This window comes from Streptomyces sp. NPDC104581, assembly GCF_055583685.1.
Window position 1 is genome coordinate 114,801 of the sequence record NZ_JBVJNN010000016.1, and the last position, 19,749, is coordinate 134,549.

Annotated in this window: 14 protein-coding genes; 5 read left to right on the top strand and 9 right to left on the bottom strand. The window is 70.5% G+C overall.

Translation table 11 applies throughout. The annotated features are described in order from the left end of the window. Positions 1 to 2 precede the first annotated feature (2 nt). The 4 genes from ACZ61E_RS15835 to ACZ61E_RS15850 form a co-directional block, all read right to left on the bottom strand. A complete protein-coding gene (locus ACZ61E_RS15835; RefSeq protein ID WP_469700195.1) occupies positions 3 to 851 on the bottom strand; it encodes a TylF/MycF/NovP-related O-methyltransferase in 849 nt (282 codons plus the stop codon). A 59-nt stretch (positions 852 to 910) separates the two neighbouring features. Further along, positions 911 to 1,678 (bottom strand): methyltransferase domain-containing protein, encoded by a 768-nt coding sequence (locus ACZ61E_RS15840; RefSeq protein ID WP_469700196.1) that lies wholly within the window; start codon positions 1,676 to 1,678, stop codon positions 911 to 913. 124 nt (positions 1,679 to 1,802) lie between these two features. Then, positions 1,803 to 3,416 (bottom strand): glycosyltransferase family 4 protein, encoded by a 1,614-nt coding sequence (locus tag ACZ61E_RS15845; RefSeq protein ID WP_469700197.1) that lies wholly within the window; start codon positions 3,414 to 3,416, stop codon positions 1,803 to 1,805. Between the two features lie 160 nt (positions 3,417 to 3,576). Continuing rightward, positions 3,577 to 4,194, bottom strand: a complete 618-nt coding sequence (locus tag ACZ61E_RS15850) for a TetR/AcrR family transcriptional regulator (RefSeq protein ID WP_469700198.1) — start codon at positions 4,192 to 4,194, stop codon at positions 3,577 to 3,579. Between the two features lie 165 nt (positions 4,195 to 4,359). Between ACZ61E_RS15850 and ACZ61E_RS15855 the strand changes: the two genes are divergently transcribed. Both ACZ61E_RS15855 and ACZ61E_RS15860 read left to right on the top strand, forming a co-directional pair. After that, positions 4,360 to 5,283: an ABC transporter permease gene (locus ACZ61E_RS15855; protein ID WP_469700199.1), complete on the top strand. Its 924-nt coding sequence runs from the start codon at positions 4,360 to 4,362 to the stop codon at positions 5,281 to 5,283. Beyond that, complete coding sequence (locus tag ACZ61E_RS15860; RefSeq protein WP_469700200.1) at positions 5,276 to 6,064, top strand: ABC transporter ATP-binding protein; 789 nt, start codon at positions 5,276 to 5,278, stop codon at positions 6,062 to 6,064. Before ACZ61E_RS15855 ends, ACZ61E_RS15860 begins: the two co-directional genes overlap by 8 nt. Before the next feature lie 83 nt (positions 6,065 to 6,147). On the opposite strand, the gene ACZ61E_RS15865 is transcribed toward ACZ61E_RS15860, so the two are convergent. The 3 genes from ACZ61E_RS15865 to ACZ61E_RS15875 all read right to left on the bottom strand — a co-directional run bounded on the left by ACZ61E_RS15865 (position 6,148) and on the right by ACZ61E_RS15875 (position 12,762). Continuing rightward, a complete protein-coding gene (locus tag ACZ61E_RS15865) occupies positions 6,148 to 11,181 on the bottom strand; it encodes an NAD-glutamate dehydrogenase (RefSeq protein WP_469700201.1) in 5,034 nt (1,677 codons plus the stop codon). 358 nt (positions 11,182 to 11,539) lie between these two features. Beyond that, positions 11,540 to 12,211, bottom strand: coding sequence for an HAD family hydrolase (locus tag ACZ61E_RS15870; protein WP_469700202.1), 672 nt, complete (start codon positions 12,209 to 12,211; stop codon positions 11,540 to 11,542). 44 nt (positions 12,212 to 12,255) lie between these two features. After that, positions 12,256 to 12,762, bottom strand: a complete 507-nt coding sequence (locus ACZ61E_RS15875) for a DUF6912 family protein (protein ID WP_469700203.1) — start codon at positions 12,760 to 12,762, stop codon at positions 12,256 to 12,258. A 295-nt stretch (positions 12,763 to 13,057) separates the two neighbouring features. Between ACZ61E_RS15875 and ACZ61E_RS15880 the strand changes: the two genes are divergently transcribed. Continuing rightward, entirely contained in the window at positions 13,058 to 13,534 is a 477-nt protein-coding gene (locus tag ACZ61E_RS15880; RefSeq protein WP_469700204.1) for an Rv3235 family protein, read from the top strand. 402 nt (positions 13,535 to 13,936) lie between these two features. On the opposite strand, the gene secA is transcribed toward ACZ61E_RS15880, so the two are convergent. Beyond that, positions 13,937 to 16,762: a preprotein translocase subunit SecA gene (gene secA / locus ACZ61E_RS15885; RefSeq protein ID WP_469700205.1), complete on the bottom strand. Its 2,826-nt coding sequence runs from the start codon at positions 16,760 to 16,762 to the stop codon at positions 13,937 to 13,939. A gap of 240 nt (positions 16,763 to 17,002) precedes the next feature. Here secA and ACZ61E_RS15890 point away from each other — a divergent pair, with 240 nt between their 5' ends. Together ACZ61E_RS15890 and ACZ61E_RS15895 are read left to right on the top strand one after the other, a co-directional pair. Further along, positions 17,003 to 17,623, top strand: coding sequence for a GNAT family N-acetyltransferase (locus ACZ61E_RS15890; protein WP_469700206.1), 621 nt, complete (start codon positions 17,003 to 17,005; stop codon positions 17,621 to 17,623). Positions 17,624 to 17,680: 57 nt separating this feature from the next. After that, positions 17,681 to 18,868, top strand: coding sequence for a winged helix-turn-helix domain-containing protein (locus ACZ61E_RS15895; protein ID WP_469700207.1), 1,188 nt, complete (start codon positions 17,681 to 17,683; stop codon positions 18,866 to 18,868). A gap of 9 nt (positions 18,869 to 18,877) precedes the next feature. Here the strand turns inward: ACZ61E_RS15895 and ACZ61E_RS15900 are convergent, their stop codons facing one another. Next, on the bottom strand, positions 18,878 to 19,639 hold the full coding sequence (locus tag ACZ61E_RS15900; RefSeq protein ID WP_355179101.1) for a response regulator transcription factor: 762 nt from the start codon (positions 19,637 to 19,639) through the stop codon (positions 18,878 to 18,880). Between the last annotated feature and the right edge of the window lie 110 nt (positions 19,640 to 19,749).

Consider the following 19,749-nt stretch of genomic DNA (forward strand, 5'->3'; position numbering starts at 1 on the left):
ATTCAGGGCTTGACCGCGATCCGGCCCTCGTCCATGCGCAGCATGAGCAGCCGTTCGCCCGTCTTCTCCAGGAACTCGTCCACGGCCTGGCGGGAGCCCTGCCAGTAGCCGTAGTCGTCGATGAGCAGCACTCCGCCGCTCACCAGCCGGGGGTAGAGATACTCCAGTTCGTGCTTGGTGGAGGCGTACCAGTCGGTGTCCAGGCGCAGGACGGAGATCTGCTCGGGGGCCTGCCGCGGCACGGTGTCCTCGACCAGTCCCTGCACGTAGTGCACCCGCTCGCCGGGGTAGGGCACGTTCCCGAAGCCCGCCTGTACGTCCTCCAGCGAGGCGACGGCCCAGATGGGCCGGTCCTTGCCCTGCGCCGCGAGCAGGTCCTCGGCGGACTTGCCGTCGCGCCGCAGGTCCTCGGCGGTGGGCGGCGGCATGCCCTCGAAGGTGTCGAAGAGGTGCAGTCCGCGGTCGGTCTCGCCGAGCGCGAGCAGTGTCCTGGCACACGCCTGCATCGAGCCGCCGCGCCAGACTCCGCACTCGACGATGTCGCCGGGGATGTTGTGCCGTACGACGTGGCGGGTGGCGAGGATGAACGCGTTGAGCCGCTCCGGCGAGGTCATCGTGAACGGCTTGACCGCGCGGATGATCTCCTTCGCCTCGTCGTCGTAGTCGGCGGGCAGCGCCGCCGGCTTCGGTTTCGGCTTGGCCTTCGGCGCCGGTTCCGCGGCCTGCGGGGCGGGCGCGGGGGCGACGGGGGGCGCGGGTGCCGCCGACCGCGGGGCGGGGACCGGGATCCGCCGGAGCTGATATCCGGTGAGCTTCTCGAGTGCGCCGTTCACTGCGCTTCGCCATGCCATGCCGACGGACGGTACGCGGAGAACTCAGCAGATGTCATCTTTCGTCAACTTGACCCCGTTCAAGCCTCTTTCGTGTTGGTCTCAGCCGTTACGGGCTGTGCGGCTCCGGGCTGTGCTTCGGCGGCCGGGGCGGGTACGACGGGTGTTCCCCGGCCGCAGCGGTCGCGTCCGGCGACCGGCTCGGGCAGCGGGACGCCGTCGACGCCGCCGACGCGATTGGCGTAACGGACGGTCAGTTCCCTTACCGCGTACTCCCACAGCCGCCGCCTCGGGCGTCGCGGCCTGCGGAACACGCCCACCGAGTCGCCCCAGTAGGCGCGCTTGCCGTCGATGGCGGCGTAGTCGAAGCGGATGCCCTTCATCGGCGGGAAGTCCGTGTGGGCCTCGGCCAGTTCGAGTCCGGAGAAGGCGGCCATGGCCCTGAATCCGTCGGGGTAGTACCGCCAGCAGTCCTGCGCGTCGTGCACATGACCGCGCGAGGGCGCGGTGACGAAGGCCATGCCGCCGGGGCGCAGGACACGCGTGATCTCCATCATCGACGCCCAGAAGAACGGGATGTGCTCGAACGCCTGGCCCGAGATGACGAAGTCGGCGGACCCGGACCGTACCGGAATGCGGTACGGCCTGCGCATCACCAGGTCGACGTTGGGGCCGTCGAGCACGTCGACGCCGATGTAGTCGACATCGCGCCCGTCGAGCAGACCGCGGTGGGTGAGGGACTGCTTGGGCGAGATGCGCGAGCCCAGGTCGACCACCCGGTGACGGCCGGACGCGGGCATGTACTCCTTCACGCAGAGTTCCATCTGCTCGTACGCGGACCTGTGCACGGTGACTCACTTTCCAATCCGGCTCGTTGGGCGCGGCGCTCCCCCGACGCCGGTGACGTCTCCCGGCGTTCGAGGACATCAACGCCCGTACGGCCGTATGGTCACGTGCTCACGCGGCCCCCGGTCAGGTCGCGGTGGCGCCCGCCGGGTCGCCCGGCTCGGTCTCGTCGCGCGCCTCCGTCCCCTCCCGGGAGACCCCCGCGACGGCGGTCGCCTCGGCGGGGGCGGCCAGCAGCCGCCCGTAGAGGCCGTCGAGGATGTCGGCCTGGGTCTCCCAGGTCCACCGCTCCAGCAGACCGGGGCGGTCGTACGCCGCGCGGTAGGCGGCCGGATCGTCGAGGACGGCGCGCGCGGCCCGTACGAAGTCCGCCGTGTCCTCGGCGCGGAACACCTCGCCCTGCCCGGTCTCGCGGACCTGCGCCGCCATGGTGCGCACGTCGCTGACGACGATGGGCAGCCGGGCGTGCGCGTACTCCATGAACTTGGTGATCAGGGCGAGTTCATGGTTGGGCCAGTGGTGGATCGGGATGACGCCGATGTCGGCGGCGGCCAGGAACGGCACGATCTGCCAGTACGGGACGTACGGCAGCGGGTGGACGCGGTCGGCGACACCGAGATCGGCCGCGTGGTCGAGCACCTTGCGTACGACCCATCCCTCGGGCGCGGGCACGACGAGCGCCGCATGGGCGCCGGGCAGTTGGGGCAGCGCCTCGATGAGTGTGGCCAGCCCGCGCTGCGGGGCGAGGGCGCCGCTGTAGACGAGCAGCGGCGTGCCGGCGTCGATCCCGCACAACTCCCGCAGGTCCGGGACGGGTTCACCGGCCCGGTCGGCGGGCGGGCCGCCGCCGGGGGCGTTGAGCACCACGGTGGGCGGCCGGGGCAGCCGGTGCTCCTTGTGCAGCAGTTCGGCCAGGCTCTGGGAGACGGTGACGACCGCGTCCGCGCAGCGCCCGTACTCCCGCTCGTGCGCGACATGCGCGGGCATCCAGCGCCGGTAGCCGGCCCGGGGCTTGATGCCGGGCAGATACTCGTGCGCGTCCCAGACGAGCCGGATGCTCCGGCCCCGGCCCCGCGCACGGTGCACGGCGCGGGCGCCGACACCGATCATCCGGAAGTCGTTGGCGTGGATGAGATCGGGTTCGAGCGCGTCGACGACGGGGCCGAAGGCGAACTCGTAGTCCCACAGGTACGGTTCGAGCCTGCGCCAGCAGCGGTCGCCGAGCAGGGCGCGCCACATGGCCGTACGCAGCCGCTCCGGCAGCGAGTCGGGGTTGCGTCTGCCCTCGACCAGGGCGAGTTGACGGTGCCGGAAGCCGACCCAGCGCGCCAGGATTCGCGCCGCCGCGCGCCGGACCAGGTACCGCCGGCCCTCGGCGGACCTGCGGGCCAGCAGATCGGCGCGCCACGCCTTGACCCACTGTCTGCGGTGCTGCGCGATACCGCCGCGCCGGTAGGCGAAGAGGCGGGGCAGCACGACCCTGCGGTAGTCCCTGCGGCGTTTGGCGAGGGTCATCACGACGGGGAACAGCCGGACCTCGGCGGCCCCGATGGTCCAGCGGTGCCGGTCGCGGTCGGGGGACTGCCCGAGCAGCACCACGTCCCACCCGGCGTCGGCCATGGAGCGGGCGGCCTTCTGGACGCGGGAGTCCCCGTTGACGGCGTTGTCGACGAGCATGACGACCCGGCCCCGGCCGCGTCCCGGGTGCCGCCCGGAATCCGATGGGGAAGCGACACTCATGGGGCACCCGTCCTTCGGCTCGACTCCGCGGAGGATCCTGCCCTGGTCTCCCCCACACGTGGAACGAAGATTCATCCACCAGGGCTACGGACCCCCCACCCATGTCACCCGTACGGCGGCCCCGCCCCGCCCCGCCGCCCCGCACTCAGCCGGCCCGCACTCAGCCGGCCCGCCCGCCCTTCATCGCGTCCACCGCCACCGCCGCGACGTCGTCCAGATAGCCCGCGGGCAGCTCCCCCCGCACGACCACCAGCCGCCAGTACAGGGGCCCCGCGATGAGGTCCAGCGCCCGGTCGGGGTCGGTCCCCTCGGGCAGCTCTCCCCGCGCCACCGCCTCCCGCACGACCACCGCCGCGATCCCCTGGTTCCCGTCCAGCAGCGCCGCCTTGATCGCCTCGGAGATCTCCGGGTGCCGGGCGGCCTCCACCAGCAGATCGGGGATCACCCGGGACGCCAGCGGGTGGCGCAGGGCGTGCGACGCCACCTCCAGCAGCGCCCTTACGTCCCCGTACAGCGAACCGGTCGCGGGCACGGGCAGCCCCTGCGCCGCGACGGCGGAGACCAGGTCGAGCACCAGCGCCAGCTTGGACTTCCAGCGCCGGTAGACGGCGGTCTTGCCGACGCCCGCCCGCCGCGCGATGCCCTCGATGGACATCCGGGCGAACCCGACGGCGGCCAGTTCCTCGAAGACGGCGGAGCGAATGGCGTCGGTCACGTCCTCGCGGAGCACGGCGGCTCCCGCGGGGGCGCGGCGTGAGAGGCGGGGATCCGTGGGCATGCCGACGAGCATAGCGTCACGCACGTCACGACGAAACGGTTGCGTTGCGACGTTTTCGCGTTCTAACCTCGTCGTGACGACGAAACGGTCCCGTTCCGTCGCTTCCCGCCGTCCCACCCACCTCCACTCGCCTCCGTTCGATGTCCCCCGTCGAAAGCGACCCCTGTGACCCAGACGACCGCACCCCCCGCCCGGCCGGGACCCGCGCACCGGGACCCGGGCCCGGATCTGCGCGCGCTCGCCGCCCGGCACGGGCTCACCGAGAGCGCGGCCCGCCCCCCGCTCCCGGCGTATCTGCGCGGACTGCACTCCCGCCGCCACTTCGTCACCGCGTTCGCCACCGCCAAGCTGACCTCGCAGTACAGCAGGGCGAAGCTCGGCCAGCTCTGGCAGATCATGACGCCGCTGCTCAACGCGACCGTCTACTACTTCATCTTCGGCGTACTGCTCAACACCAAGGACGGCGTCCCGGACTACGTCCCCTTCCTGGTCACCGGTGTCTTCATCTGGACGTTCACCGCCGGCACCGTCACCGCCGGCACCCGCGCGATCTCCGGCAACATCGGCCTCGTCCGCGCCCTGCACTTCCCGCGCGCCTCGCTCCCGCTCGCGCTTGCCCTCCAGCAGCTCCAGCAGCTGCTGTTCTCCCTGGGCGCGCTGACCGTGATCCTGGCCGTCTTCGAGCAGTACCCGGGGCCCGCCTGGCTACTGGCCGTGCCCGCCCTCGCGCTCCAGACCGTCTTCAACACCGGGCTCGCGATGATCTTCGCGCGGCTGACGGCCGCGACGCCCGACATCGCGCAGCTGATGCCGTTCCTGCTCCGCACCTGGATGTACGCGTCCGGGGTGATGTGGAGCCTGGACACGGTCTTCAGGAACCAGCACCTGCCGGAGCCGGTCCGGCTGGCGCTCGAATGCAACCCGGCGGCCGTCTACATCGACCTGATGCGCTTCGCGCTCATCGACAGTTTCACCGCCGGGCAGCTCCCGCCCCACGTCTGGCTGGTCGCCACCGGCTGGGCGGTACTCGTCGGGGCCGGCGGATTCCTGTTCTTCTGGCAGGCGGAGGAGAGGTACGGCCGTGGCTGAGACCGAGCGAGTTCCGACCGTCGTCGTCGACGGCGTCCACATCACCTATCAGGTGCACGGCACCAAGGGCGGCAAGGGCAGCGCCACATCGGCGCTCAGCCGGATCGTCTCGCGCCGGAAGGCCCCCGGCGTCCGTGAGGTGCGTGCCGTACGGGGGGTGAGCTTCGTCGCGTACAAGGGCGAGGCCATCGGTCTCATCGGCTCGAACGGCTCCGGGAAGTCGACCCTCCTCAAGGCGGTCGCGGGCCTGCTGCCGCCGAGCGAGGGCAAGGTCTACACCCGGGGCCAGCCGTCGCTCCTCGGCGTCAACGCGGCGCTGATGAGCGATCTGACCGGCGAGCGCAACGTGATACTGGGCGGGCTCGCGATGGGCATGACACGCCGGCAGATCAGGGAACGTTACGCGGGCATCGTGGAGTTCTCCGGGATCAACGAGAAGGGCGACTTCATCACGCTGCCGATGCGCACGTACTCCTCGGGCATGGGCGCCCGGCTCCGCTTCTCCATCGCGGCGGCCAAGGCACACGACGTCCTGCTGATCGACGAGGCGCTGTCCACCGGGGACGCGCGGTTCCAGAAGCGGAGCAAGGAGCGCATCGCCGAGCTGCGCGAGGAGGCGGGCACGGTCTTCCTGGTCAGCCACAGCAACAGGACGATCACCGAGACCTGCGACCGGGCGATCTGGCTGGAGTCGGGAACACTGCGCATGGACGGCCCGGCGGCGGACGTCGTCACGGCGTACGAGGGCTTCACGGGCGCCGCCGGGAAACGCACACGCTGACAGACCGACGGTGTCCTCGATGGCGGGACGGGCTCGAAGTGAGCCCGTCCCGCCATCGAGGACCGGGTCCCGCCGGGACGGGCCTACGCGTGGGTCCTCAGCAGCGTCCGCATCGTCCGCATCGCCACCGAGAGGTTCGCCAGGTCGAACGAGTCCGAGCTCTGGATCTCCTCCAGCGTGGCACGTGAACGCCCGAGAATCGCCGCGTTCTTCTCCTCCCACGCCTTGAAGCGCTCCTCCGGCTTCGACGCGTCGTCGCCGACCGACAGCACGTCCGACGCCAGCGCGGCGTGCGCCGCGTACAGGTCCTCACGGATCGACGCGCGCGCCATGGACTGCCAGCGGTCCGCCCTCGGCAGCTCGATGATCCGGTCCATCAGCTGGCTGATCCGCAGCCGGTCACCGAGGTCGTAGTACACCTCGGCCACGTCCAGCGGTTCCTTGCCCGTCCGGTCGGCGATCTGCACGATGTCGAGCGCGGGGAACGCCGCGGAGAACCCGGCGACCCGCAGCGCCAGCACATCGGGCACGCCCACCGCTGTGAGCTCCTCCACGATGTTCTGGTACCACTCCAGGTCCGCGCCCCGCAGCAGCCGCGGCAGTTGCTGCCACACCTGCTCCACGCCCTCGGCGAAGAAGTCGACCGTCCCGGCGATCTCCACGGGCTGCGGCCGGTTGCCGAGCAGCCACCGCGTGCCACGCTCGACGAGCCGCCGCGAGTGCAGCCGGATCCGGGTCTGGACGTCGGCGGCGACGCTGTTGTCCAGCGCCTCGACCGCGTCCCAGACCGCGCCGAGCCCGAAGATCTCCCGTGCGGCGGTCTGCGCCCGGACGATCTCCTCGATCGACGCCCCGGTCTCCTCGCGCAGCCGGTGCAGGAAGGTCGAACCTCCCGCGTTCACGGTGTCGTTGACCAGCACCGTCGTGATGATCTCGCGGCGCAGCGCGTGGCCCTCGATGTGCTCGGAGAACTTCTCGCGGAGTTGCGCGGGGAAGTACGCGTACAGCAGCTTGCGCAGATAGGGGTCGTCGGGGAGCCCGGTGGAGATCAGCTCGTCGGCGACCGTGATCTTCGTGTACGCGAGCAGGACGGCGAGTTCGGGCTGCGAGAGCCCCTTGCCCCCGCCCAGCAGCTCCCGGATCTGGCGGTCGCTCGGCAGGAACTCCAGCTCCCTGTCGAGACTGCCGTCCCGTTCCAGTCGGCGCATGAACCGCTGGTGGGCGTGGAGCAGCGACGGGGCCTGGAGGACCGCGTTGGCCAGTGCGACGTTCTGCGCGTAGTTGTTGCGCAGGACGAGCGTGCCGATCTCGTCGGTCATGGCCGCCAGCAGCTTGTTGCGCTGCTTGACGGTCATGTCGCCCTCGGTGACGAGGGCGTTGAGCAGGATCTTGATGTTCACCTCGTGGTCGGAGGTGTCCACGCCCGCGCTGTTGTCGATGGCGTCGGTGTTGATCCTGCCGCCCTGGCCGTCGGCCCCGCGCCGGGCGAACTCGATCCGGCCGAGCTGTGTCGCGCCCAGGTTGCCGCCCTCGCCGACGACCTTGGCCCGTACGTCCTCGCCGTTGATACGGATGGCGTCGTTGGCCTTGTCGCCCACGTCGGCGTTCGACTCGGCGGACGACTTGATGTACGTACCGATGCCGCCGTTCCACATGAGGTCGACCGGCGCCTTGAGGATCGCCCGCATCAGGTCGGCCGGTGTCAGCTTGGCCACGCCCTCCTCGATCCCGAGCGCCTCGCGTACGTGCGCGTTGACGGGAATCGACTTGGCGCTGCGGGGGTGGATCCCTCCGCCCTGGGACAGCAGCGACTTGTCGTAGTCGGCCCAGGAGCTGCGCGGCAGGTCGAAGAGGCGGCGGCGCTCGGCGAAGGAGGTGGCCGCGTCCGGGTTCGGGTCGATGAAGATGTGCCGGTGGTCGAAGGCGGCGACCAGTCTGATGTGCTCGGAGAGCAGCATGCCGTTGCCGAAGACGTCGCCGGACATGTCGCCGACGCCCGCGACGGTGAAGTCCTCGGTCTGCGTGTCGTGGCCCAGCTCGCGGAAGTGCCGCTTGACCGACTCCCAGGCGCCGCGGGCGGTGATGCCCATGCCCTTGTGGTCGTATCCGGCCGAGCCCCCGGAGGCGAAGGCGTCGCCGAGCCAGAAGTCGTAGGCGATCGCGACCTCGTTGGCGATGTCGGAGAAGCTGGCGGTGCCCTTGTCGGCGGCGACGACCAGATAGGTGTCGTCCTCGTCGTGCCGCACCACGTCGGTGGGGTGCACGACCTCGCCGGCGACCATGTTGTCGGTGATGTCGAGCAGCGCCGAGATGAACGTCCGGTAGGAGGCGATGCCCTCGGCGAGCCAGGCGTCGCGGTCCACCGCGGGGTCGGGGAGCCGCTTGGCGACGAAGCCGCCCTTGGCGCCGACCGGCACGATCACCGTGTTCTTGACCATCTGCGCCTTGACCAGGCCGAGGATCTCCGTGCGGAAGTCCTCACGCCGGTCGGACCAGCGCAGTCCGCCGCGGGCGACCTTGCCGAAGCGCAGGTGCACGCCCTCGACCTGGGGCGAGTAGACCCAGATCTCGTACGCGGGGCGGGGCGCGGGGAGATCGGGGATGGCCTGCGGGTCGAACTTCATCGACACATAGCTGTGGTGCCTGTCGGCGGTGGGCTTGCGGTCCGTCCCGTCGGGCCCCTTGCTGGCGCTCTGGAAGAAGTTGGTCCGCAGTGTGGCCCTGATGACGGTGAGGAACGAGCGCAGGATGCGGTCCTCGTCGAGGCTGGCGACCTGGTCGAGGGCGCCGGTCAGCTCTTCGAGGAGCCCTTCGATGAGTTCCGTGCCGGCCCGCTGGCGGTTGGGCGCCATCCGGGCCTCGAAGAGGGAGACCAGCAGCCGGGTGGTGTGGACGTTGTTACGGAGGGTGTCCTCCATGTAGTCCTGGCTGAAGGTCGCCCCGGCCTGGCGCAGGTACTTGGCGTAGGCGCGCAGCACCATCGCCTCGCGCCAGTTGAGGCCGGCGCGCAGGACGAGGGAGTTGAAGCCGTCGTTCTCCGCCTCGCCGGTCCAGACGGCCGCGAAGGCGTCCTGGAAGCGCTCGCGCGCGTCCTCCGCGAGATGGTCGTCCTTGGCCTGGTTCTCGCCGCGCGGCATGCGCAGCCCGAAGTCGTAGATCCAGGCCAGTGCGCGGTCCGCGCAGCGCAGCTCGTACGGCCGCTCGTCCACGACCTCGACGCCGAGCTGCTGGAGCACCGGCAGGACGGCGGAGAGCGAGACCTGCTCGCCCGTGCGGTAGATCTTGAAGCGGCGCTCGCCGGGACCGGCGCCGACGGGCTCGTAGAGGGAGAGCGCGAAGTCCTTCTTGTCGCGGCTCAGCTCTTCGACGCGGACGAGGTCGGCGACGGCGGCGCGCGGCGAGTGGTCGGCCTTGTAGCCCTCGGGGAAGGCGTTGCCGTAGCGGCGCAGCAGTTCGGCGGCGCGCTCCTCGCCCAGTTCGGCGTTGAGCGCCTCTCCGAAGCCGTCGGCCCAGGAGCGGGCGGCCTCGACGAGCCGCCCCTCGATGCGGTCGACATCGGCGTCGGTGAGTCCGGCGAGCTGGGTGCCCTGGGGGACGCGGACGACGAAGTGCAGCCGGGAGAGGATCGATTCCGTGTTCCAGGCGGTGAAGTCGACGTTGGTGCCGCCGAGCTCCTCCTTGAGGATGTCGATCAGGCGCAGCCGGACGCCGGTGGTGTAGCGGTCGCGCGGCAGGTAGATGAGGGCGGAGTAGTAGCGCCCGTACTCGTCCTGCCGGAGGTAGAGCCGCAGCCGGCGCCGCTCCTGGAGGTACAGGACGCTGGTGACGATGGAGCGGAGCTGGTCGACGGGCGTCTGGAACAGCTCGTCGCGCGGGTACGTCTCCAGGATCTGCATCAGGTCGCGGCCGTCGTGGCTGTTCGGCGAGAAGCCCGCGCCTTCCAGGACCTCGGCGACCTTGCGGCGTACGACGGGCACGCGGCGTACGGACTCGGTGTACGCCGCCGAGGAGAAGAGGCCCAGGAAGCGGCGCTCGCCGATGACGTCGCCCTTGTCGTCGAACTTCTTCACGCCGACGTAGTCGAGATAGCTCGGGCGGTGCACGGTGGAGCGGCTGTTGGCCTTGGTGAGGATGAGCAGCTTGTGCTCGCGGGCCTTGGCGCGCGCGTCGGCCGGGAGCCGGTTGAACGACGGGCTCACCGGGTGGGCCTCGTCGTCGGTGTGCTTCGGGTCGGAGCGCAGGATGCCGAGGCCGGTGCCGGGCACGGCGGTCAGGGCGTCGTCGCCCGTCAGCTCGTACTCGCGGTAGCCGAGGAAGGTGAAGTGGTTGTCGGCGAGCCAGCGCAGCAGCTCGCGGGCCTCTTCGACCTCCTGGTCGCGCAGATCGTCGGCGGTCGGCTCGGTGGGCAGCTCGTCGGCGATGCGCAGCGCGGACTCGCGCATCTTGCCCCAGTCCTCGACGGCCTCGCGGGCGTCGGACAGGACGCGCAGCAGATCGGCGGTGATCTGCTTGAGGTCGGCGCGGTCGGTCTCGCGGTCGATCTCGACGTGGATCCAGGACTCGATCAGGGTGTCGTGGCTCTGCCCGGCGCTCTCGCCGCGGCCCTCGGGGAGGACCTCGATGAGCTTGCCGGTGAGATCGCGGCGCACCATGATCTGCGGGTGGATGACGGCGTGGATGCCGCGGTTCTGCCGGGAGAGTTCGTTGGTGACGGAGTCGACCAGGAACGGCATGTCGTCGGTGACGACCTCGACGACGGTGTGGGTGCACATCCAGCCGTTCTCCTCGACCGACGGCGTGTGGACGCGCACGTTGGCCGTACCCTGCGGGCGGTTCTCGGCCAGCCGGTAGTGGGAGAGCGCCGCGCCGTAGATGTCGACCGGATCGCGGTCGGCGAGGTCGTCCGGGGCGGTGTGCAGGTAGTACTTGTGGAGAAAGGCGAGGAGCGTCTCGGTGTCCGGCCGCTTCTCGTGCGTCTCGTCGTCGGTCGCCTTCGCGGCCGAGTCGTTCCGGGAGGTGCCCCCCAGACCCCCAGCCCCCCCGGCTGGGCTGTTCTCAGCGACCCGGGCCGCCCGTGCGAGCAGCTCGGCCTTGGCTTCGTCCAGCTTGGTCTGCATGTCCTCTGGCTCCTGTCGCGCGCCATTGCGTGACGTCGATGAAAGAAGCGACACAACGCCACGACGCGGGGTCTCCGGTCGATGTCGACGCTATGCCGCGATGAGAGATCTCCGGGACGTTATTGGCCAAACTTGACGGCCACGCCGGATTGCGGGGATCAGCGAGGCCCGGGGCGCTGTGGCACTCCGGGCGCTGGCCGGGAGCTTCGGCGCTCCCACGGCATATCGCACTGATCACGGCCCCAGGCTATCCCGCCGCACCCCGGGCCCGTCATGAACCGCATATGTACAAAAGAAGGGCGGGAAATTTGCCGGTCCGGCCAGTGACAAGCGGCGATCGGCTGCTGGTGACCGGCCGTCAGCGCGCGAGGCTCCGGGCCAGGTCGACGGCGTCCGCGAGGCTGTCCACGACCGGAACTCCCGCATCCTCCAGGCTCTTGCGGCTGTGCGAACCCCCGGTGTACAGGACCGCCTTGGCCCCCACATGGGCGGCGGCCAGGGCGTCGTCGACCGCGTCACCGATCACCACCGTGCGCGCGGGGGCTATCCGGCCCTCCTTGGCGAGCGCGGCCAGATGGCGCTCCATGTGCACGGCCTTCGTACCGCCCGACGGGCCCGTCCGGCCGTCGACCCGGACGAAGTGCTGGTGAATCCCGTAGCCCCGCACCACGGGCACCAGCTGCTCGTGCTCGTACATGCTGAGCAGCGACTGACTGCGGCCGGCCAGCACCCACTCCGTCAGCAGCTCCTCGACGCCCTCGGCGAGCCCGCACCCGACGCGCCGCTCCACGTAGTGCCGATGGAAGGTCTCGTCCATGACGAGCCACTCGGCGTCCGTGGGCAGGCGGCCCATGAGCCGCTCGTAGAAGACGGGGATCGGCATGCAGTACACATCCCGGTAGCGCTCCGCGGTGATGGGTTCGAGACCGATCTCCGCGAAGGCGGCGTTGGTGGCCCCGACGACCGCTTCGAAGTCGTCGAGCAGTGTGCCGTTCCAGTCCCAGACCAGATGAGTGTCGCTTTTCCCCATGCCGGAAACGTTACCGGCAGGGTCCGACAACGCGGCGCCGAACCCTACGCGACGATGCCCGGGATCTCCTGTACGCCGAACCAGAGCAGTTCGTGGTCCTCGGCCCCGTCCACCGTGAACTGCGCGTCGTCGTCACCGTGGTCGGCCGCGCCCAGCGCGGCGGCGGCGGCGGACACGTCGTCCTCGGCGTCGTCGGAGTCGATGTGCACGGCGGCGGCCCTGGCGAGGGGGACGGCGGCGGCGATCCGCACCTCGCCGAGCCCTGCGGAGTCCACCCCGCGGTCGGGGTCGGCCGCGGCGTCCTTGTCCGGTACGTCGACGGCGACGACCACCCGGCGGCGCGCGGCCGACGGATCACCGGCGAGCCGCCGGAGCGAGGCGGCGGCGGCGCGGTTGAGGGCCGCGTACTCCAACTCCTCGATGTCGTCCGAGAGATACCACTCGCGCAGACCGGGGGTCACCGCGTACGCGGTCAGCGGTCCGGGGCCCAGCTCGCCCGTCTTCTGTGCCTCGGCGAGACCGGGAAGGGTCAGAGGGACGTAGACGCGCATGCGATGACCGCTTTCGTAGTCGGGAGAGCCGTTCAAGGATACGTCCGGCGTATTCGGCCGGTCCCTCGTCGGGGTGACACTGCGGAGCCGCTGAAGGCCCTTCCGGACACGCAGAGTGACACCCCCTGCCCCGGCCCGGCCTGCCTCGCCACTCGGACAGGTGACACCCGGCACGGGCGCCATCACGAAAATCCGGTCCTTGCGACGGCCCGGGATCACCCGTAGAAGATCCCCAACACAAGTTACCGCCCGGTAATGCGTTACAGGCCGGGCCGGCGGAACGGGGGCGATCTGCGTGAGCGGCACCGAGACCAGCAGGACGTACGACAGGGCGGCGGCCCGGACCGTCGCCACCACACGGCCGCCGACCAGGCGCGACCCGCGCAGGCCGGGGCGGGTGGTCCCGCAGCGCCGGCGGCCCTGGCTCCAGCCGCACGAGCGCTTCGCCGAGCAGCTCCTCGCTGTCCTCAGCGGACTGCGCCCGGTCCACTCGATGCTCGGCCAGACGATCGGCGAGGCGTACGACCAGCTCGTCCGCCTGGCCCCGGTGACCCCGCTGCGGGCCCGCAACACCACCCCGGTGATCCGCACATGCCGGAGCTTCCACCCCCGTCCGGGAGTAGTCGAGGCATGGGCCAGCGTCGCGGCGGGCGACCAGGTCCGCGCGATGGCGTTCCGGCTGGAACAGGGCCCCGACCTCCGCTGGCGCTGCGCGGCGGTGGAGGTGGCCCCCCGCCCAGCCGCGCCCGGAACAGGCCCGACCGGCGTGTGAGGGAAGGGCCGGCACGGGCGCGACCGCGCCAGCCCGACCGGCACCGCTCCGGCCCGTCCGGCAAATCGAGGACACCCACCGGCCGAAGCCGACCCACCCACCGGCGGGCAGAACAGGCCCGTCCGGCGACTGAGGACGAACCGCCCGCCGGGCGGACCCGGCCGGGCACCCCGCCCGCGAACGGCGACGGCCGGGGGGGGGGAACCCGTATCCGGACCCAGCCGGCCCCCCACACAAACAAAAGAAACACCACGAACACCGCCCTCCGTCTGATCCACCACCCCCCCCCCCCCCCCCCCCCCCCCCCCCCCCCCCCCCCCCCCCCCCCCCCCCCCCCCCCCCCCCCCCCCCCCCCCCCCCCCCCCCCGCCCCCGCACCCGACAGATGGAGTACGCGCGCCGCCTACTTCTTGCGGCGCCGCCCCCCACCCTTCTGCGCCTTACGACGCTCCGCGCGAGTCGTCCCCGCACCCGCCTCGGTACGGTCCGCGCCGCCGTTGCTCTCGAAGTCGCCCTCGACGACGCCACCCTCACCGTCCACCGTCGGCGCCGAGAAGTGCAGCCGGTCCCGCCGCTGAGGAGCCTCCAGGCCCTTCGCCCGGATCTCCGGACGCCCGCCGCCCGTACGGGCACCCGCGTCCGCCTTCTCCAGCGACGTGCGCTCCGCCGCGTCCTGCACCGGGACCTCCTCGACCTGCTGCTCGACCTGGACCTCCAGGTTGAACAGGTAGCCGACGGACTCCTCCTTGATGCCCTCCATCATGGCGGTGAACATGTCGAAGCCCTCGCGCTGGTACTCGACCAGCGGGTCCTTCTGCGCCATGGCACGCAGGCCGATGCCCTCCTGGAGATAGTCCATCTCGTAGAGGTGCTCACGCCACTTGCGGTCCAGCACGGAGAGGACCACGCGCCGCTCCAGCTCGCGCATCACGTCCGACCCCAGCGACTTCTCGCGCTCGTCGTACTGCTCGTGCGCGTCGTCCTTGATGGACTCGGCGATGAACTCCGCCGTGATGCCGGCACGGTCGCCCGTCGCCTCTTCCAGGTCGTCGACGGTGACCTTCACCGGGTAGAGCTGCTTGAAGGCGCCCCACAGCCGGTCCAGGTCCCACTCCTCGGCGAAGCCCTCCGCCGTCTCCTGGCGGATGTAGTCGTCGATGGTGTCGTCCATGAAGTGCCGGATCTGCTCCTGGAGGTCCTCGCCCTCCAGGACCCTGCGGCGCTCGCCGTAGATGACCTGACGCTGCCGGTTGAGCACCTCGTCGTACTTCAGGACGTTCTTACGCGTCTCGAAGTTCTGCTGCTCCACCTGCGACTGCGCCGAGGCGATGGCACGGGTGACCATCTTGTTCTCGATCGGGACGTCGTCGGGGACGTTCGCCATCGACATGACGCGCTCGACCATCTGCGCCTTGAACAGACGCATCAGGTCGTCGCCCAGCGACAGGTAGAAGCGGGACTCGCCCGGGTCGCCCTGACGGCCGGAACGACCGCGCAGCTGGTTGTCGATACGGCGCGACTCGTGGCGCTCCGTACCGAGGACGTACAGCCCGCCGAGCTCCACGACCTCGTCGAACTCCGCCTGCACCGCCTGCTCGGCCTTCTCCATCGCGGCGGGCAGCGCCGCGGCCCACTCCTCGACGTGCTCCACCGGGTCGAGACCGCGCTGCCGCAGCTCCGCCTCGGCGAGGTCGTCCGGGTTGCCGCCGAGCTTGATGTCCGTACCACGGCCGGCCATGTTCGTGGCGACGGTGACCGCGCCCTTACGCCCGGCCTGGGCGACGATGGACGCCTCACGGTCGTGCTGCTTGGCGTTCAGCACCTCGTGCTGCACGCCCCGCTTCGAGAGCTGCTGCGACAGGTACTCGGACTTCTCCACGGAGGTCGTGCCGACCAGGATCGGCTGGCCCTTCTCGTGCTTCTCGGCGATGTCGTCGACGACCGCCGCGAACTTCGCGACCTCGGTGCGGTAGATCAGGTCGGGCTGGTTGACGCGGACCATCGGCCGGTTCGTCGGGATCGGCACGACACCCAGCTTGTAGATCTGCTGGAACTCGGCGGCCTCGGTCATGGCCGTACCGGTCATACCGGACAGCTTGTCGTAGAGGCGGAAGAAGTTCTGGAGGGTGATCGTGGCGAGCGTCTGGTTCTCGTCCTTGATGTCCACCCCTTCCTTCGCCTCGATCGCCTGGTGCATGCCCTCGTTGTAGCGGCGGCCCGCGAGGATACGGCCGGTGTGCTCGTCGACGATCATGACTTCGCCGTCGATGACGACGTAGTCCTTGTCGTTCTTGAACAGCTCCTTGGCCTTGATCGCGTTGTTCAGATAACCGACCAGCGGCGTGTTCACCGACTCGTAGAGGTTGTCGATGCCCAGCCAGTCCTCGACCTTCGCGACCCCGGACTCGTGGATGGCGACGGTGCGCTTCTTCTCGTCGACCTCGTAGTCGCCGGTCTCCTCGATGCCCTTGAGCTGGTTGCCCGCCTCACCCTTGGTGAGCCTGGTCACGAGCTTGGCGAAGTCGCCGTACCACTTCGTGGCCTGGTCGGCGGGGCCGGAGATGATCAGCGGCGTACGGGCCTCGTCGACCAGGATCGAGTCGACCTCGTCCACGACCGCGAAGTTGTGACCGCGCTGGACGAGCTCCTCGCGGGACCACGCCATGTTGTCGCGGAGGTAGTCGAAGCCGAACTCGTTGTTCGTGCCGTACGTGATGTCGCGGTTGTACTGCTCACGGCGCTGCGCGGGCGACATGTTGGCGAGGATGCAGCCGACGGTCAGGCCCAGGAACTTGTGGACGCGGCCCATCATCTCGGAGTCGCGCTCGGCCAGGTAGTCGTTGACCGTGATGACGTGAACGCCCTTGCCGGACAGCGCGTTCAGGTAACAGGGCAGCGTGCCGACGAGGGTCTTGCCCTCACCGGTCTTCATCTCGGCGACATGACCGAGGTGCAGGGCTGCGCCGCCCATCAGCTGGACGTCGTACGGACGCTGGCCGAGCACCCGCTTGGCCGCCTCGCGGACGGTCGCGAAGGCCTCGGGGAGCAGGTCGTCAAGCGTCTCACCGTCCGCGTAACGCTGCTTGTACTCGTCGGTGAGGGCCTGCAACTCGGCGTCGGAGAGGGCGCTGAAGTCCTCTTCGATGGAGTTGACCTGGTCCGCGATGCGGTGCAGTTTGCGCAGGATCTTGCCTTCGCCTGCACGCATGAGCTTGTTGAAGACGGACACTGAGGTTGGTCTCCTTGCCGGTCGGGCCTGGCACTGGGTCTGGTGAGGGACACTGGCGCGGGCGCGGCAGGCCGACCCCGCCGCAACGGCCATCGTAAGCGAGGACCCGGCCGCCTCGGGAGGTCCACGTGACGCCCGTCCTGCTGTCACCCGCAATGAGAACGCGCGGGACGCGTGGAAGGTGCCGGTGAGGTACGAAAAGCGCTCGCGCCGCGGAGCCGCCGTCACGACACTCCCCCCATGGAGCCACTGACCGACCGGACCGCACCTCCGGAGGCCACCGCCACCTGCCTGATCACCGAGCGTCTGCGGCTGCGTCCCCTGGCGCCGGAGGACACCGGCGCGGTCTACGCCGCCTGCCAGGACCCGGACGTCCAGCGGTGGACCGCGGTCCCCTCTCCGTACGAAAGGCGGCACGCCGAGCACTTCACCGAACGGGTCGTCCCGGAGATGTGGCGGGCCGGGACCAACTTCGTCTTCGCGGTCGAGCCGGTCGGCGGCGGCCCGCTGCTGGGCTCGGTCAACGCGCACGCCCACACCGGTGTGTGGGCGGTCGGTTACTGGACGGCCGAGGAGCACCGCGGCCGGGGCTACACCACGGAGGCGCTGCGCGCCCTGACCCGCTGGATGTTCACGGAGCTGGGCGCCGATCGCGTCGAGTGGCGGGCCGAGGCCGGGAACGCGGGTTCGCGGGCCGTCGCGCTCAAGGCCGGCTTCGTCATGGAGGGCACCCTGCGCGCGGCCCTTGTCCTGAAGGGGACGACGCGTGACGCGTGGGTCGGCGCGCTCCTGCCCTCGGATCTCGGACTGCCGTCCAGGCATCCGTATCTGCCCGCGCGGCACCCGCACACGAGGCCCTGACGGGGGCGGCGACCGGGCCCCGGTCCACTGTCAGTGGCGCCGTCTATCGTTCGGGGCATGACCACTGTGCCGCGCGCCGCCGCCGAGCTGTCCGCAGACGAAGCCCGCCGTATGGCGCTGCGTGCCCAGGGGTTCCTCGGCGCCCCCGACCGCCGTGGCGGGGTCCGCGGTGTGCTGCGCCATCTCGGGGCCGTACAGCTGGACACGATCTCGGTGCTCGCGCGCTCGCACGAGCTGATCCCGTACGCACGGCTGGGCGCCGTGGGCCGTAAGACGGTCGAGGGGGCGTACTGGACACCGGCGGCGGCCGACGCCCCGCCCCGGCCGCACGCCTTCGAGTACTGGTCGCACGCGGCCTGCATCCTGCCGGTCGAGGAATGGCCGCATTTCGCCTTCCGCCGCCGCGCCTACCGCGCCCGTCCGCACTGGCACCACGAGCTGTCGGACGGGGCGTACGACGCGGTGATCAAGCAGCTGCGGGCCGAGGGTCCGCTCACGGCGACCGAGCTGGGCGGCGCCAAGAACGGCGGCGAGTGGTGGGACTGGTCCGAGGCCAAGGTCGCGGTCGAGCGGGCGCTGATGCACGGCGAGGTGGTGTGCACGGAGCGCCGGAGCTGGAAGCGGGTCTACGACCTGGCGGAGCGCGCCATTCCCGACGAGGTGCTGCACGACGATCTGGACGACACGGAGTGCCTGCGCCGGCTCGTCCGGCTGGCCGGCCGGTCGCTGGGGGTGGGCACCCGCTCGGACATCGGGGACTACCACCGCATCAAGGGTGAGCAGGTCGACGCCGTGATCGCGGACTCCGGGCTGGTGCCGGTGACGGTCGAGGGCTGGGCGAAGCCCGCCTGGGCCGATCCGGAGGCGCTGGCGAGTGTCCCGCGCGGGCGGCACCGGACGACTCTGCTCTCGCCGTTCGACTCGCTGATCTGGGAGCGGGCGCGTACCGAGCGGATCTTCGGCTTCACCCACCGCCTGGAGGCGTACGTGCCCAAACCCAAGCGGATTCACGGGTACTTCGCGATGCCGCTGCTGTCGGGCGGGAAGCTGCTCGGCCGCGTCGACCCGGCGCGCGAGGGCACGACGCTCGTCGCCCGGCAGGTCTCGCTGGAGAGCCCCGCCGCGGTGGAGCCGATGGCGCGTGCGCTGCGGGAGGCCGCCGAATGGGTGGGGTGCGACTCCGTACGGATCGAGCGTGTCGACCGCCCCGAGCTAGCCGCCGCGCTGACGCGCGCGGTCATCTGACCGCGGGCGTCATCTGATTTCGAGGATCTTCTCGCGCATCGCGTAGACCACGGCCTCCATCCTGGAGTGCAGTTGCAGCTTCTCCAGGATGTTGCGGACATGGTTCTTCACGGTGTTCTCGGAGATGAACAACTCCTTGGCGATATCACGGTTGTTCATTCCCGTGGCGACCAGTTTGAGGACTTCGAGCTCGCGGTCGGTGAGCTTCGGGGCCGGCACGAGTCTGCGCTCGTCGGTGCGCTGAATCATCGACTTGAACTCGGTCAGCAGCTTGGACGCCATGGAGGGGCTGATTTGTGACTGCCCGTCGGCGACCGCGCGAATCGCGGTGGCCACCTCGTCCGTCGAAATCTCCTTGAGGAGATAACCGGTCGCGCCCGCCTTGATCGCGTCGTAGAGGTCGGCCTCCTCGTCGCTGATCGTCAACATGATGATCTTGGCACTGGGGGCCACCTCCTTGATGGAGGTACAGGCTTCGATGCCGCCGCGCTTGGGCATCCGGACGTCCATCAGGACGATGTCGGGGAGCAGGTCGGCGGCCTTGTCGACGGCCTCGGCACCGTCCCCGGCCTCCCCGACGACCTGGATGTCCTCCTCCTGGGCGAGGACGATCTCCAGCCCCCGGCGGAAGAGGGCGTGGTCGTCGACGACGAGGACCCTGATCGGTTCCTTCCCGGGGTCGTCCGGGTCCGCGCCGGTGTCCGGTCCGGCACCGCCCGTCGTACCGCCGGCACCGCGCGCGTGGTGCACCGGCCCGAAGCTGTCCGCCATCGTTCCTCCCCCTGAAGGCCATGGGCCGAAGTACATGCGAGCTACACCAACCCCTGGTCAGGAACAGGGGGTTGGCGTGCCTGGCCATGATTTCATGCCCGGCCGACAGA

Coding starts and splice junctions, on each gene's coding strand:
- ACZ61E_RS15835 (WP_469700195.1), bottom strand. CDS start 851: ATGGCATGGCGAAGCGCAGTGAACGGCGCACTCGAGAAGCTCACCGGA.
- ACZ61E_RS15845 (WP_469700197.1), bottom strand. CDS start 3,416: ATGAGTGTCGCTTCCCCATCGGATTCCGGGCGGCACCCGGGACGCGGC.
- ACZ61E_RS15850 (WP_469700198.1), bottom strand. CDS start 4,194: ATGCCCACGGATCCCCGCCTCTCACGCCGCGCCCCCGCGGGAGCCGCC.
- ACZ61E_RS15865 (WP_469700201.1), bottom strand. CDS start 11,181: ATGCAGACCAAGCTGGACGAAGCCAAGGCCGAGCTGCTCGCACGGGCG.
- ACZ61E_RS15870 (WP_469700202.1), bottom strand. CDS start 12,211: ATGGGGAAAAGCGACACTCATCTGGTCTGGGACTGGAACGGCACACTG.
- ACZ61E_RS15875 (WP_469700203.1), bottom strand. CDS start 12,762: ATGCGCGTCTACGTCCCTCTGACCCTTCCCGGTCTCGCCGAGGCACAG.
- ACZ61E_RS15890 (WP_469700206.1), top strand. CDS start 17,003: ATGGAGCCACTGACCGACCGGACCGCACCTCCGGAGGCCACCGCCACC.
- ACZ61E_RS15895 (WP_469700207.1), top strand. CDS start 17,681: ATGACCACTGTGCCGCGCGCCGCCGCCGAGCTGTCCGCAGACGAAGCC.
- ACZ61E_RS15900 (WP_355179101.1), bottom strand. CDS start 19,639: ATGGCGGACAGCTTCGGGCCGGTGCACCACGCGCGCGGTGCCGGCGGT.